At 54.7% G+C, this 12,809-nt stretch carries 12 protein-coding genes, 1 other RNA gene and 1 riboswitch; all 13 genes read left to right on the top strand.

Translation table 11 applies throughout. The features are described from left to right. The first annotated feature begins 35 nt into the window (after positions 1 to 35). A complete protein-coding gene (gene rsmI / locus AB5Y83_RS06230; protein ID WP_118854508.1) occupies positions 36 to 869 on the top strand; it encodes a 16S rRNA (cytidine(1402)-2'-O)-methyltransferase in 834 nt (277 codons plus the stop codon). Positions 870 to 1,026: 157 nt separating this feature from the next. Further along, an RNA gene (gene rnpB / locus AB5Y83_RS06225) (RNase P RNA component class A) lies at positions 1,027 to 1,413 on the top strand. A 227-nt stretch (positions 1,414 to 1,640) separates the two neighbouring features. Beyond that, positions 1,641 to 2,513 (top strand): lateral flagellar motor switch protein LfiM, encoded by an 873-nt coding sequence (gene lfiM / locus AB5Y83_RS06220; RefSeq protein WP_368174855.1) that lies wholly within the window; start codon positions 1,641 to 1,643, stop codon positions 2,511 to 2,513. Positions 2,514 to 2,521: 8 nt separating this feature from the next. Beyond that, positions 2,522 to 2,899 carry a lateral flagellar motor switch protein LfiN gene (gene lfiN / locus AB5Y83_RS06215; RefSeq protein ID WP_019444828.1) on the top strand — a complete coding sequence of 126 codons (378 nt, stop codon included), beginning with the start codon at positions 2,522 to 2,524 and terminating at the stop codon, positions 2,897 to 2,899. Then, positions 2,899 to 3,633: a flagellar type III secretion system pore protein FliP gene (fliP, locus tag AB5Y83_RS06210; protein ID WP_005336248.1), complete on the top strand. Its 735-nt coding sequence runs from the start codon at positions 2,899 to 2,901 to the stop codon at positions 3,631 to 3,633. The genes lfiN and fliP overlap by 1 nt, the downstream gene beginning before the upstream one ends. A gap of 1 nt (position 3,634) precedes the next feature. Then, a complete protein-coding gene (gene fliQ / locus AB5Y83_RS06205; protein WP_005336246.1) occupies positions 3,635 to 3,904 on the top strand; it encodes a flagellar biosynthesis protein FliQ in 270 nt (89 codons plus the stop codon). Beyond that, complete coding sequence (gene lfiR / locus AB5Y83_RS06200) at positions 3,901 to 4,683, top strand: lateral flagellar biosynthetic protein LfiR (protein ID WP_005336245.1); 783 nt, start codon at positions 3,901 to 3,903, stop codon at positions 4,681 to 4,683. The genes fliQ and lfiR overlap by 4 nt, the downstream gene beginning before the upstream one ends. Next, complete coding sequence (flhB, locus tag AB5Y83_RS06195; RefSeq protein ID WP_069527055.1) at positions 4,680 to 5,816, top strand: flagellar biosynthesis protein FlhB; 1,137 nt, start codon at positions 4,680 to 4,682, stop codon at positions 5,814 to 5,816. The genes lfiR and flhB overlap by 4 nt, the downstream gene beginning before the upstream one ends. 3 nt (positions 5,817 to 5,819) lie before the next feature. Beyond that, complete coding sequence (lfhA, locus tag AB5Y83_RS06190) at positions 5,820 to 7,895, top strand: lateral flagellar biosynthesis protein LfhA (protein WP_279488492.1); 2,076 nt, start codon at positions 5,820 to 5,822, stop codon at positions 7,893 to 7,895. Positions 7,896 to 8,086: 191 nt separating this feature from the next. Beyond that, positions 8,087 to 8,174: riboswitch (cyclic di-GMP riboswitch) on the top strand. Positions 8,175 to 8,310: 136 nt separating this feature from the next. Then, on the top strand, positions 8,311 to 9,693 hold the full coding sequence (gene lafK / locus AB5Y83_RS06185) for a lateral flagellar response regulator transcription factor LafK (RefSeq protein WP_050576524.1): 1,383 nt from the start codon (positions 8,311 to 8,313) through the stop codon (positions 9,691 to 9,693). Between the two features lie 3 nt (positions 9,694 to 9,696). Beyond that, the gene (lfiE, locus tag AB5Y83_RS06180) at positions 9,697 to 10,023 is read left to right on the top strand and encodes a lateral flagellar hook-basal body complex protein LfiE (RefSeq protein WP_005336241.1); all 327 of its coding nucleotides are present in this window, start codon (positions 9,697 to 9,699) and stop codon (positions 10,021 to 10,023) included. A 17-nt stretch (positions 10,024 to 10,040) separates the two neighbouring features. Then, complete coding sequence (gene fliFL, locus AB5Y83_RS06175; RefSeq protein WP_368174897.1) at positions 10,041 to 11,783, top strand: lateral flagellar M-ring protein FliFL; 1,743 nt, start codon at positions 10,041 to 10,043, stop codon at positions 11,781 to 11,783. Continuing rightward, the gene (gene fliGL / locus AB5Y83_RS06170) at positions 11,770 to 12,798 is read left to right on the top strand and encodes a lateral flagellar motor switch protein FliGL (RefSeq protein WP_005336238.1); all 1,029 of its coding nucleotides are present in this window, start codon (positions 11,770 to 11,772) and stop codon (positions 12,796 to 12,798) included. Before fliFL ends, fliGL begins: the two co-directional genes overlap by 14 nt. Positions 12,799 to 12,809 lie beyond the last annotated feature (11 nt).

Here is a 12,809-nt window from a genome sequence, read left to right as displayed (position 1 = left end):
ATGGCGACACAATTGTCGGGGCACTCGGAGATCCCATGAGTGACATCCCAACCCTGTATATAGTCCCCACTCCGATCGGCAATCTGGCGGACATCACCCAGCGTGCATTGGACATTTTACGCAGTGTCGATCTGGTGGCAGCTGAAGATACCCGTCATACCGGTATCCTGCTCAGCCACTACCAAATCTCGGTGCCGACCTTCGCCCTGCACGATCACAACGAGCAGCAGAAAGCCGATGTGCTGATCGGCCGGATCAAAGAGGGTAAGAGTGTTGCGCTGGTCTCCGATGCCGGCACCCCGCTCATCAGCGACCCCGGTTATCACTTGGTCACCCGCTGTCGTGAAGCCGGGGTCAAAGTGGTGCCGCTGCCTGGGCCCTGTGCCGCCATTACCGCCCTGAGCGCGGCCGGTCTGCCCACTGATCGCTTTGCCTTTGAAGGCTTCCTGCCCGCTAAGAGCAAGGGGCGTGACGATCGCCTGCAAGCCGTTATCGAAGATACCCGTTCGCTGGTGTTTTACGAATCTCCGCGCCGTGTGCAGGATACAGTGGAAGCGATTGCTCGCATTCTCGGTGAGCGTCAGGTGGTAGTTTGCCGCGAGTTGACCAAGACCTTCGAGTCGATCCACGGTCTGCCAGCCTCTGAAATGCTGGCCTGGCTTGGTGAAGATGACAACCGCTGCCGCGGCGAGATCGTGCTGGTGGTTGCCGGTGCCAGTAAAGAGGAAGAGGAGCTGCCGGCCGAGGCGATCCGCACTCTGGGTCTGCTGGTTGCCGAGCTGCCGCTCAAAAAAGCAGCAGCGCTAACCGCCGAGATCCACGGCGTGAAGAAGAATGCCCTCTACAAGTACGGTCTCGAGCACTATTGAGCCGATGAAATAGTCTGGCTGACTGCTTTTTGACCTGTGCAATCCCTTGTATCGACAATTAGTCAGCCTGTAAACGGGGGCCAAAGCGCGATAAATGGCTGTAAACGGGAATTGCCGGTTTACCCCGTGCGTATCGCAAGGCTATAATTCGCGCCTCGGAGTTGGCTGGGCAATCGCTGCTTCGTCGTTGTGTCCCTCGGGACAGACGGGCGGAGGGGAGGAAAGTCCGGGCTTCACAGGGCAGGGTGCCAGGTAACGCCTGGGGGGCGTGAGCCTACGACCAGTGCAACAGAGAGCAGACCGCCGATGGCCCGCAAGGGATCAGGTAAGGGTGAAAGGGTGCGGTAAGAGCGCACCGCGCGACTGGTAACAGTTCGTGGCACGGTAAACTCCACCCGAAGCAAGACCAAATAGGCCCCTATTGGCGCGGCCCGCGTTGGGGGCGGGTAGGTTGCTTGAGCCAGCGAGCGATTGCTGGCCTAGAGGAATGATTGCTACCCGGGGCAACCCGGTACAGAACCCGGCTTACAGGCCGACTCCGACCTCATTCCGCGTGAACCGTCACGCTAAAATCCCGGTGCCTAACGGCACCGGGATTTTTATTATTCACGCCGAGATGCACTGCATGGCGGCTTTCTGGAATTTGTAATAAAGTTCTCACCCTTTTTGGTCGATATACGTCGGCTGGACTGTCTGTATCTATCACACTGCTGGCCTGATGAGCGACCCTGTGGCAATAAGGCGAGATGAAATGGTTAAGGTGGATTATTAATGTCATCAAGCAGCGCAATGCTCACACCTTCCCGGCTGCTTAGCGCAGAACGTGGCAGAACCCTGCCTCATTATGATCTGTTGGGTGTCGAGCGGCTTAATCACGCCCGCTTGAAGCAGGTCAATGGCCAGTTGAGCACATTTTCCCTGCAAGCTGCGAGTTGTATGGCCCAGCTGTTCAATAGTGCAGAGTGCGAACTGAATTATGGCGAGTTCGCCTTTTCCGGTCCGGCAGAGATAGATGACGCTCATATCTGGGTCGAGGCGAGAAGTCCGCTTGAACCTCAGCGCGCCGTCTATTTCTCGATCGCACCTCTGGTCATCTATCGTCTGGCGGTCCTCTTTTTCGGTGGCACCTTGCAGCAAAAAGAGGAGCCCGTTCAGTCTGGCAAAGGGCTGACCGATACCGAACAGCGGCTGTTATTGCGGCTTTGCCAGTATCAGGTTGATATCTGGTGTGCTTGTCTGGGGTTGGGGGATTTGAAGTGGCAGTTGCATGTCGTGCCACGGGATTCCATCGCCCACCGTCAGCTCTGGACCACGCAGGCAACCCTGCATGCAGGTAATTGCACGCATCACTGGCAGATGTGGCTGCTTCCCCCCGAGGAGTCCATTTCTCAGGTCAGTCATTCATTGCCGCAAGGTCAGCTGGAACAGGCTCTGACTCATGTCCCGGTTCGTCTGCGGGTGGTGATGGGCCAATTGTCCATGACACTGGCGGATCTTGAGTGTCTCAAGGTGGGTGATGTGCTGTCACTGGACCTGCCTGAGGTGGTGCCAGCACTGATTGGCAGCCGTCCCTGCTTCAGTGGACGAATCGCAGAACACAAAGGCAGCCTGGTCTATCAGGTTGCGACGGTTGTAGAGGAGTAAATTGAATCATGAGCGAGCACAATATGAATGATCCGCTGGATCTGGATGGACTGGATCAACTGTTTGGTGACGACATCAGCATGCCTAGCGCTGCAGACTACTTGGCCCCCACCAGTAGCAGCAAACAGCGGGATCTCTCCTTCTTTCGCCAGATCCCGGTCAAGGTGACGCTGGAAGTGGCCAGTACCGAAGTGCCGCTCGGCGATTTGATGCGCGTCGAGGAGGGGGCTGTCATTGAGCTGGACAAGCTGGCGGGTGAACCGCTGGATGTGCGGGTGAATGGCCGTCTGCTTGCCAAGGGCGAAGTCGTCGTCGTGAATGGCAAATATGGTCTGCGCCTGGTCGATGTCATCGATACCAACCTGCTGGGTGGCATGGACGACTGATGCGCTATCTGCTGCTGACGCTGCTGTTATTTTCGCTGCCCGGCTGGGGGGCGGACATGACCCTGTTCTCGGTATCGCCAGGCGCTTCAGGGGGCGAGGACTACAACATCAAGTTGCAGATCCTCTTCTTCATGACCCTGTTGGGTCTGCTTCCGACCTTGTTACTGATGATGACCAGTTTTACCCGGATCATCATCGTACTGGCCATATTGAGACAGGCACTTGGCTTGCAGCAGAGCCCTCCCAACCGGGTGCTGATCGGCATCAGCCTCATCCTGACTGTGGTGATTATGCGTCCGGTCTGGACGGACATGTATCAAAATGCATTTGTCCCTTATGACCAGAATGAAATAACCCTGTCAGAGGGGATCGCCAAGGCAGAAAAACCCCTGCGTAAATTCATGCTGGCCCAAACCCGTGAACCGGATCTGGAGCAGATGCTGCGCATCTCTGGCGAACCAACTACGGTCGCCAAAGAGGATGTGCCTTTCGGTGTGCTGTTACCCGCGTTTGTCTTGAGTGAGTTGAATACCGCATTTCAGATTGGCTTTATGCTGTTTATCCCCTTTCTGGTGATTGACTTGGTGGTCGCCAGCGTCTTGATGGCGATGGGGATGATGATGCTCTCACCGCTGATCATCTCGTTACCCTTCAAACTGATGGTGTTTGTGCTGGTCGATGGCTGGTCGATGACCGTCGGCACTTTGGCTGCCAGCTTTGGTGGGGGAGGCTGATATGACCCCTGAGCAGAGCGTTGCCCTGGTTGGTGGCGCGGTCAATCTGGTGGTGACCATGGTCTCGGTGCTGATTGTACCGGGCCTGATCGTAGGTTTGGTGGTCAGTATTTTTCAGGCGGCCACCCAGATCCAGGAGCAGACACTCAGTTTTCTTCCCCGTTTTATCGTGACTCTGATGACCCTTATCTTTACGGGTAACTGGCTGTTGTCGCAGATCACCACTTTGTTCCAGGATCTTTTTCTTAAAATCCCCGGGTTTATCGGATGAATTCGCTGCTGTCCCTCAGTGCTGCTGACCTGACCGCATGGTTGGGACAGTGGTGGTGGCCGTTTATCCGGATCGGCATGGCATTCTGGGTGATGCCGGTCTTTGGGGATACCCGGGTGCCTGCGCAAGTTCGCCTGATGCTGGCGTTCATCATCAGCCTGCTGCTTGCCCCCATGATGAAAGATATGCCGGTTGTCGATCCTTTCAGTGCCGGTGCGCTGGTTCTGGCGGTGGAGCAGCTGCTGTTTGGTTTGCTGTTTGGTCTGTGTGTCCAGTTGCTCTATATGGTGATGACCACTGCGGGGCAGATCCTCTCCATGCAGATGGGGCTCGCGATGGCGGTGATGAATGATCCGGTCAACGGGGATTCTGCCCCCATCATCAGTCAGGTCATGATGGTGTTCTGCGCCTTGCTCTTTCTGGGGCTGAATGGCCATCTGGTGGTACTGGATATTCTGGTGCAGAGCCTGCGTAGCTGGCCGCCGGGTTCATCTCTGGATCTGATCGATATGAAAGGTGTGATCGGGTTGTTTGGCTGGTCTATCGGTGCCGCCCTGTTGCTGACGTTGCCTGCCGTTGTTGCCATGTTGATGGTTAACCTGACCTTCGGGGTGATGAACCGGACCGCCCCTTCGCTCAATATCTTCTCCCTCGGTTTTCCCATGACCCTGTTGCTCGGGTTGCTCACCATGGCGCTCTCCATCAGTGGTGTGCCCTCCCGTTATCTGGATTTGGTTACCCATGTGCTTGAACAGCTGCGAGGCTTGACCCCGGCATGAGTCAGAACAGCGCACAGGACAAAACCGAAGAGGCCTCCAGCCAGAAACGCCAGAAAGCGAGAGATGAGGGGCAGATCGCCCGCTCAAAAGAGCTCAGTTCTGCCGGTTTGCTGCTGCTTGGCGGGTTGGTGATGCAGTGGATGGTGCCGGGGTTTGGCCAGTTCTTTGCCGAGTTGATGAAGCGTCCGCAGCGTTTTGACTGGCAAGGTGCCCGTGACCCGCAGATGATGATCCATTGGCTGGGGGAAGCGCTCATAAACATGCTGTGGGTGCTGCTGCCCCTGTTTGGTTTTCTGGCTCTGATGCTGGTGTTGCTCAGCATAGTGCCGGGCGGTATGGCGTTGACCTGGAAAAAGCTGCTACCCAGTGGCGAGAAGATGAACCCTTTGAAGGGGCTGGGGCGCATGTTCTCCAAGAACAGCCTGATGGAGTTGCTGAAGTCACTGCTCAAGGTGACGCTGATCGGCGGCACGCTGGCGTTGATGTTAAATCATCAATGGCCTTCCTTGTTGATGATGAACCGGATGCCCCCTCAGGCGGCCCTCGAACAGGCGCTACGAATCCTCTCCCAGGCATTTATTCTGCTGGGGAGTGTACAGATGCTGATTGCCGTGCTGGATGTGCCCTATCAGCGCTGGTCGCTTAACAAGCAGCTCAGGATGACCAAACAAGAGGTCAAGGATGAGCACAAGAACAGCGAAGGGCGTCCCGAAATCAAAGCTAAAATCCGCCAGGTACAGGGAATGCTTGCTCGTGCGCGTATCGAGCAGCGGGTACCGCAGGCAGATGTGATTATCGTTAACCCGACCCATTATGCGGTGGCAATAAAATATGATGCGACTCGTGCCAATGCCCCTTTCGTGATTGCCAAAGGGGTCGACAGTATGGCTGAGCGGATCCGTCAGGTTGCCAAGCAGCATGACAAGATGGTGATGAGCTTGCCTGAGTTGACGCGAGCCATCTATCACTCGACCAAGGTGGATCAGGAAGTCCCCGCAGGGCTGTACACGGCAGTTGCCTATGTATTGAACCATGTATTGCAGTTAAGGGCGTATGAGGCAGGCAAGGGGAGGAAACCGACCCCTCTTGCCCCGTTATATGTACCGCCCGAGTTACGTCAACCTGAGAGGTAAGTTGTGAACTGGCGTGTATTCACCCAATCCTATACCGCAATTCCGCTGATGTTATTGGCCATTCTGGCCATGATGATCCTGCCTCTGCCCGGTTGGCTGCTGGATGCGCTCTTTACCTTCAACATCGTGTTGGCGGTTCTGGTGTTGCTGGTATCTGTCTCGGCCCGCAGACCACTCGATTTCTCGGTATTCCCAACCGTGTTGCTGGTTGCCACCTTGATGCGGCTGTCGCTGAACGTGGCCTCTACCCGGGTGGTGTTGCTGCACGGTCACGAAGGGCATGAAGCAGCCGGTAAGGTCATCCAGGCATTCGGTGAAGTCGTGATCGGTGGCAACTATGTCGTCGGTCTGGTGGTCTTTGTGATCCTGATGATCATCAACTTTGTGGTGATCACCAAGGGTGGCGAGCGGATTTCGGAAGTATCCGCCCGCTTCACTCTGGATGCCATGCCGGGCAAGCAGATGGCCATCGATGCCGACTTGAATGCCGGCACCATGGATCAGCATCAGGCCAGGGCTCGCCGTGAGGAGATCGCGCGCGAGGCGGACTTCTATGGTGCAATGGATGGTGCTTCCAAGTTCGTTCGTGGTGACGCGATAGCTGGCATGTTGGTACTGATCATCAACCTGGTGGGTGGGTTGGCCATCGGTATCTTCCAGCATGCCTTGCCCGTCGCGGAGGCCTTCCAGCGCTATGCACTGCTGACCATTGGTGATGGTCTGGTTGCCCAGATCCCGTCCCTGCTGATGTCGACTGCTGCGGCCATTATCGTGACCCGGGTCAGTGATGAGGGGGAGATGGCTGATCAGGTTGGTCAGCAGATCCTGGCATCCCCTCGCGTTATCTATACCTCGGCAACCATCATGCTGATCCTGGGTCTGGTGCCCGGGATGCCGATGCTCGCATTCCTCAGTTTCGCAGCTGTACTGGCCTGGACTGGCTGGAGTGTCAGCAAGCGAGCCGTCAATGTGCCGGATCTAGATGCAGCGCAAGAGCTGACTCGTCAAATGATTCTGCCTGAACAGCAGGCACTGGAGTGGCAGGATTTGCCGCCAGTCGATACAGTCGCCATCGAGCTTGGTTATCGTCTGGTGCCATTGGCTGAAACGGATAAAGGGGCTGAACTGCTTGCACGAGTGCGCGGGATCCGCAAAACCCTCTCCGAGCAGTACGGTTTTCTGCTCCCCGAGATTCGGGTGCGCGACAATCTGCAGTTGCAGCCGGATCAGTACCGGATCAAGTTGTCCGGTGTCGCGTTGGCGATGGGGAATGTGGATTGCCAGCGCTTGATGGCCATCAGCAGTGGTGAGACCTATGGCGCGCTAGATGGCGAGTTGACCCAGGACCCGGCCTACGGCATGAGTGCGGTCTGGATCTCCCCGGAGCAAAAGGCCAAGGCCCTTAATCTTGGTTACTCGGTGGTAGATTCGGCCACCGTGATTGCCACTCACGCCAGCAAGCTGTTGCGTGAACAGCTTGATGCACTGTTTGGTCACGATGAAGTTGGCAAACTGGGCCAATATCTCGCCAGTCAGTCCCCCCGGTTGGCTGAAGAGCTGAATCTGGCGCTGACCCAGATGCAGCAATTGAGAGTGTTTCGTCAATTGCTAAAGGAGCAGGTCAGTCTTACCGATATACGAACCGTTGCCACGACGCTGCTGGATGCGAGCGAGCTGACCAAAGACCCTGTCTTGCTGGCATCCGATGTGCGCTGTGCCTTGAAGCGCCAGATTGTACGGCAGGCCATTGGTAATCGCGATGTGTTGGCTACGTTTACGCTGGATGATCGCCTTGAGCAGACATTGCTGGCTGCAATGAATCAGTCACAACAGCAGGGCAAAATCCAGCTGGACAGCTTCCCGGTTGATCCACAACTGCTGGCCCAATTGCAGCAAAATATGCCGTTGGTGAAGGAGCAGTTGCAGCAGTTGGGACATGCTCCCGTATTGGTTGTTATGCCGCAACTGAGACCATTAATAGCCCGTTATGCCCGATCATTTTCAAAGGGACTCAAAGTGCTTTCTTATAACGAAATACCGGAAGAGTTACGTGTGGAAGTAATTGGTACGCTGGGTTGATGTGTGCTTAATTAATATCCTAAAGGGAAGTGATTTTTCCGCATTTGGCTTGAATTGCCGTATGAATACTATATTATGTGGCGAAATTTGACGCAGCAATGTGTGCAATATAAATAACAAAAAAGACAATACAATGTGTTACTTCACGGTCAATTGAACATTCTGGCCGTGTCGTCCGGTTCCGGACTATCACATGATAAGGGCAAACTGAACTGAAAAGTCAGGACGCAAAGCCTCCGGTCTAACAGCAGGAAAGCTAATGACAGCGGGGTTACCAAGGTGTATCTGGACATATCCTTGATACCATCTCTAAACAAAATCACGCCGTTTTTGGTGTGATTTTGTACAGCGTCTTTGTGTCTGACTCTCCATTTTTATTGATTGTTCTATCCACTGTAACAGGTGTCAGACTTCTATGTTTTCGGGATTATCCATAAATACAACAGTCGGGGTGTGTAGTCGCAGTTCCACACCACATATATTATTGATACAGCCAGTATTAACGGCTGAAAATGATGTCAAACAGGCCTTGTCCACAGAGGGATTCAGGGTATCAAGTGTAAATTCTGTTAAACAATCAAAGGGCATTATCGCTGATGATAGTGTCAATTTGATCCTGCTCGATATGGATGCCATGACCGAGCTCGGGCCGCGTATTCTGCGTGAATTTAATGGTCTCGATTGTGTCATCATTGTCAATGAACATCAGGCAGCCATTGCTGCTGAGGCCATGTGTGCCGGAGCTATCGACTATATAGTCAAACCCTTCTGCCCCCAGCAATTGCTCGATGCTGTCCGTGGTGCTTTACGCCTTCGTCAGGCAATCCCTAATCTTATCGCCGTTTCTCCCATGAGCCTGCAGGTGTTGCAACTGGCCCGACGAGCAGCCAAAACCTCTGCCACCATTCTGATTGGTGGTGAGTCAGGAACAGGTAAAGAGCGGTTAGCCCGTTATATTCACGAAATGTCTGCCAGAGCGGAAAAACCTTTTTTGGCGATTAATTGTGCAGCCATTCCTGAGGCAATGCTTGAGTCAATTCTTTTTGGCCACAATAAAGGTGCATTTACCGGTGCTGTTTCTGCCCAGCCCGGCAAATTTGAGTTGGCACAGGGGGGAACCTTGTTGCTGGATGAAATATCAGAGCTTCCTTTGAACCTGCAGGCAAAATTATTACGGGTGCTGCAAGAAAAAGAAGTTGAGCGACTTGGCAGCAATCAAACGATTGCTCTTGATGTTCGAATCATTGCCGCCAGCAATAAAGATCTGCGTAAACTGGTTGCCGATGGATTGTTTCGTGAAGACCTTTTCTATCGTCTGGATGTATTGCCGATGAATTGGCCCGCATTGCGGGAGCGCCCTGACGATATTATTCCGCTGGCCAACTACTTTATTGAACGTTATGCATCCCAGCGGGGCTATCGCCTGAGTGAACGTGCCTGTCAGCTATTGCTGTCATATGAATGGCCAGGAAATGTACGAGAGCTGGATAATGTCATTCAACGGTCATTAATTATGGCGCGTGGTTTGCATATTCAAGCGGTCGATCTGATGCTGCCACACTGTGTGGCAGAGCCAGAAATGGTTGAATCAGAGGCGTGGCATGTTCCGGAGGGGTTGAGTGAAACCCGGCGGCATGCCGAGTTCCAATTTGTATTAGAGACCTTGCGCCGCTTTCGTGGCCATCGTACCCGCACAGCCGATGCACTGGGCATGACAACCCGGGCATTGCGCTACAAGCTTGCGGCGATGCGTGAGCAAGGCATTGATATTGAACAGCAGATTCAAGCAGAGGGATAAAGAGTGAAGATTCAGATGATGTCATCACAGGTGACGCTACTGCAGCAGATGCAGGAGATGCAGCGTGTCGCAAGTCAGACCCCTTCTATCGAATCCAATGATCTGTCGGGAGCATCATTTACCGATGCCATGCGGGATGTGGTCGGGCGTGTCAATGAACAGCAGAATGTCGCGTCAAAATTAATGGCATCGGTTGATGCTGGGCAGAGCGATGATCTGGTGGGCGCCATGGTGGCGAGTCAAAAAGCCGGCTTGAGTTTTTCAGCCTTGATGCAGGTTCGCAACAAGCTGATGACCGGTTTTGACGACATTATGCGCATGCCGCTCTGAGGTAACAGATGACTGAACTGGTAACGTCTCCTCAGGGGGCAGCCCCTGATTCGCTCAAAATCAGGCTACAAGAGGGATTACGCAACTGGCGTACCCTCTCCCGTGACAACAAATCGATCCTGACCATTGCTCTGCTGGCTGCCATTGTGGCAGGCACCATAGTCGTTATCCTGTGGACCTCCAGCAAAAACTATGTACCCCTGTATGGCAAACAGGAGCTATACGATACCGCCAACATCATGGAGATGCTGGAGAAAGAGCAGGTGCCTTTCCGTCTGGAAAAGAGTACTGGTCAGGTACTGGTTCCTGAAAACCAGCTTGCTCATGTCCGGATGGCGCTTGCTGCACGAGGGGTGCGTGCAGCCATGCCGTCTGGTCTGGAAGGGCTGGACAACGTAACCGGACTGGGTACCAGCGAATTTATGGAAGGGGCGCGTTATCGTCATGCCCTGGAAGGGGAGCTGGCCCGTACCATCATAGCCCTCGATGCCGTGCGCAGTGCCCGCGTTCATCTGGCTATTCCGAAACGCACGTTGTTCGTGGGGCGCGATGAGGAGAAACCCAGCGCATCGGTAATGCTCGATATGCAACCGGGCCAATCCATCGAAGCGGGTCAGGTCGAGGCGATTGCCAATCTGGTGGCGGGCAGTATTTCCGGAATGAAACCTGGTGCCGTGACCGTGGTGGACCAATCTGGCCAGTTGCTCAGCGCAGAGCTGGGGGACAAGGTCGGTTTTGGCAAGCAGAGCGTTCAACAGATGGAGTATGTCCGCAAGCTGGAACAATACATTCGTCAGCGTGCCAATGACATGCTCTATCCCATACTGGGCAGCACCAATTTCAAGGTGCAGATTGCGGCAGACGTTAACTTCAACGCTGTCGAAGAGACCCAGCAGCAGCTCGATCCGCAAGGTGTGGTGACTCGCGAGTCCAACAAGTCAGACAAGACCATCGATGCGTTGGCGATGGGGATCCCGGGGGCGTTATCCAACCGCCCGCCTGAAACGGCGGCAAAAGATGAAAAGGCTGGTGCTGACAAAGGCAATGCCAATACCGCTACACAACAGAATGACACTCGTACCGAGCGTCAGGAAGTCAGCAAGCAGTACGAAAACAGTCGCACCATAGTGCACACCCGTTACCAGCAGGGGCGGCTGGAGCGAATTAACGTCTCCATTCTGCTCAATCAGCAGATCGCTCCGAAAGGTGGTTGGAGTGCCGAGCAACTGGAACAGATCCGTCAGATGGTAGAGCGTGCTGTCGGTTTCGATGAGACGCGTGGCGATCAGATTAGTCTGCAGGCCTTCGATTTCAATGGTGCAGTACAAGTAGCCGCTCCCGAATCCAGTTGGTGGGAGACCCCTTACTGGCAAGACTCCCTGCGTTATCTGGTCGGCGGTTTGCTTGGCCTGACACTGGTCTTCTTCGGTATTCGGCCGTTGGTGAAACATCTGGTTCGCACCCAGCAACAGCCGGATATGGAAATGAGTGAGACTGAGGAAGATCTGGAGCCCACAGTCGGATTGTCCATGCGCAGGGATGACGATGATCCCCAGCTGACGTCTGCACTTTCAAATAGTCTGATCCGTACTGACAACAAGATGGAGCCCCAGTTCTCGTCACTCGATATGGAGTCGTTGCCGGAACCTGGATCCGAGCTGGAGGTTCAGCTCAAGCATTTGCAGTTGCTGGTTGAAAAAGATACCGCCCGGGTGGCGGAGGTTGTCAGAGCATGGGTGAGTGGCAATGAACAGCGTTAACTTGAATCAAAGTGCCGTTGATATCGATATCGACAACCTTGAGAAGGCCGCCATCTTGTTGCTGAGCATGGGGACAGAGTCAGCAGCCAAGGTAATGCAAAAGCTCTCCCGTGACGAAGTGCAGCGTTTGATTTCCAAGATGGCCTCTCTCTCTGGCGTCAGCTCGATGGAAGCCAAGTGGACGTTGCAGCAGTTCTTCAATCACTACCGTGAGCAGAGCGGAATTGGCAGTGCCTCACGGGAGTATCTGGAACAGACGCTGGATCTTGCTCTGGGGCAACGACTCTCCCGTAGTCTGCTCGACAGTCTGTACGGCGATGTGATGAGTCAGGATATCCAGCGCCTGCAATGGGTGCCTGCCGATGTGCTTGCCCGTTTCTTCCGCAACGAGCATCCCCAGATGCAGGCTGTGCTGCTGGCCTTCCTGCCGCCCCAGACCGCATCAGCCGTGCTCGATGCCTTGCCCGGCTCGGTGCATGACGATTTGCTGGTGCGCGTCGCCAGTCTCAGCAGTGTCAGTGAACATGTGCTGGGCGAACTCAGGCTGACACTGGATCGCTGTCTCACCTACGTGGCAGATCAATCCGGTGCCAAGGTAAACGGGGTACGGCAGGTAGCCGATATTCTCAACCGTTATCAGGGTGACAAGGAGCAGATGCTCTCCCTGTTGCGGGAACACGATGGTGATATGGCGCTTGAAATTGAGAAGAACATGTTCGATTTCATGGCGTTGCGCCGTCAGAGCGACGACACCTTGCAACGGTTGGTGCAGGAGCTGCCCAGCGAATTGCTGGCATTGGCTCTCAAGAACACCGAAACCAGCTTCCGCAAGGTGGTGTTGGGTGCCATGCCGAAGCGGATGGCTCAGGCGCTGGACGATCAGATCCAGAACCAGGGCAGTGTCTCTTTGCGCAAGGTCGAACAGGCAAGGGAAGAGGTCATGCAACTGGTCCGCGAGTTGGTGGAGCAGGGCGAGATCGAGTTCCAGCTGTTCGAAGAGCCCACCGTCAGTTAACAGGAGGCATT

Origin of the sequence: Aeromonas sp. R5-4, from assembly GCF_040908215.1 — a bacterium.
In the GTDB taxonomy this organism is placed as follows: domain Bacteria; phylum Pseudomonadota; class Gammaproteobacteria; order Enterobacterales; family Aeromonadaceae; genus Aeromonas; species Aeromonas veronii.
Note: the sequence above shows the minus strand (reverse complement) of the source record. Positions and strands in the feature narration are given on the sequence as shown.